Genomic DNA, 1,016 nt, shown 5'->3' on the forward strand with positions numbered 1-1,016 from the left:
GGCGGCCTTGTACACACCGCCCGTCACACCATGGGAGTGGGCTGCACCAGAAGTAGATAGCTTAACCTTCGGGAGGGCGTTTACCACGGTGTGGTTCATGACTGGGGTGAAGTCGTAACAAGGTAGCCCTAGGGGAACCTGGGGCTGGATCACCTCCTTAACGATAGACTGCTTGTTTGATGCAGTGTCCACACAGATTGCCTGGTTAAAATGTAAAAGAACGTGAAAAGACTTGGGTCTGTAGCTCAGGTGGTTAGAGCGCACCCCTGATAAGGGTGAGGTCGGTGGTTCAAGTCCACTCAGACCCACCACTTTCTCCTCCCAGAGAAAAGTGTGTAAAGTCTTTCGGTACGTTGGGGCTATAGCTCAGCTGGGAGAGCGCCTGCCTTGCACGCAGGAGGTCTGCGGTTCGATCCCGCATAGCTCCACCACTCTTTAAGCGCATTTCTTGGAAAAGAAGTGAGTGTGTTTAAAAAGTGGTTTCGATCTCCTCGGAGATAACGAAACACATGTTCTTTAACAATCTGGAAAGCTGACTAGTAAATTGAATCGTTAGATTCAATTAAAATGTTTTTTATAACTTCTTATTTAAGAAGGGATAAAGAACGAGTTCTCAAGCAAACACATTCAAGTGTCTTGTGTAGAGTCCGGCGAAAAACCAATGTCTCCCTGCTCTTTCATGTAGAGAAGGAGAGACGTAAACCTTGGTTGTTTGAACATACGCTTTTGTCTTCACTTTTTTGAAAAGTGAAAATAAAAAAACTCCTTGGGGTTGTATGGTTAAGTGACTAAGCGTACACGGTGGATGCCTTGGCAGTCAGAGGCGATGAAGGACGTACTAACTTGCGTTAAGCCCAGATTAGGCAGTAAGAGCCACTTGAGTCTGGGATTTCCGAATGGGGAAACCCACCTGCACAAGCAGGTATCGCAGCGTGAATACATAGCGTTGCGAGGCGAACCGGGGGAACTGAAACATCTAAGTACCCCGAGGAACAGAAATCAACCGAGATTCCGGC

2 tRNA genes and 2 rRNA genes are annotated in these 1,016 nt (G+C 47.5%); all 4 read left to right on the top strand.

Annotated features, from left to right (window positions below):
- Positions 1-160: ribosomal RNA gene (locus L4D19_RS30260) — 16S ribosomal RNA — on the top strand; the annotation flags it as partial.
- Between the two features lie 74 nt (positions 161-234).
- Positions 235-311 (top strand) — tRNA-Ile (locus tag L4D19_RS30265).
- Positions 312-355: 44 nt separating this feature from the next.
- Positions 356-431 (top strand) — tRNA-Ala (locus tag L4D19_RS30270).
- Between the two features lie 347 nt (positions 432-778).
- A 23S ribosomal RNA gene (locus L4D19_RS30275) occupies positions 779-1,016 on the top strand; the annotation flags it as partial.

This window comes from Photobacterium kasasachensis (genome assembly GCF_050336885.1).
GTDB lineage: Bacteria > Pseudomonadota > Gammaproteobacteria > Enterobacterales > Vibrionaceae > Photobacterium > Photobacterium kasasachensis.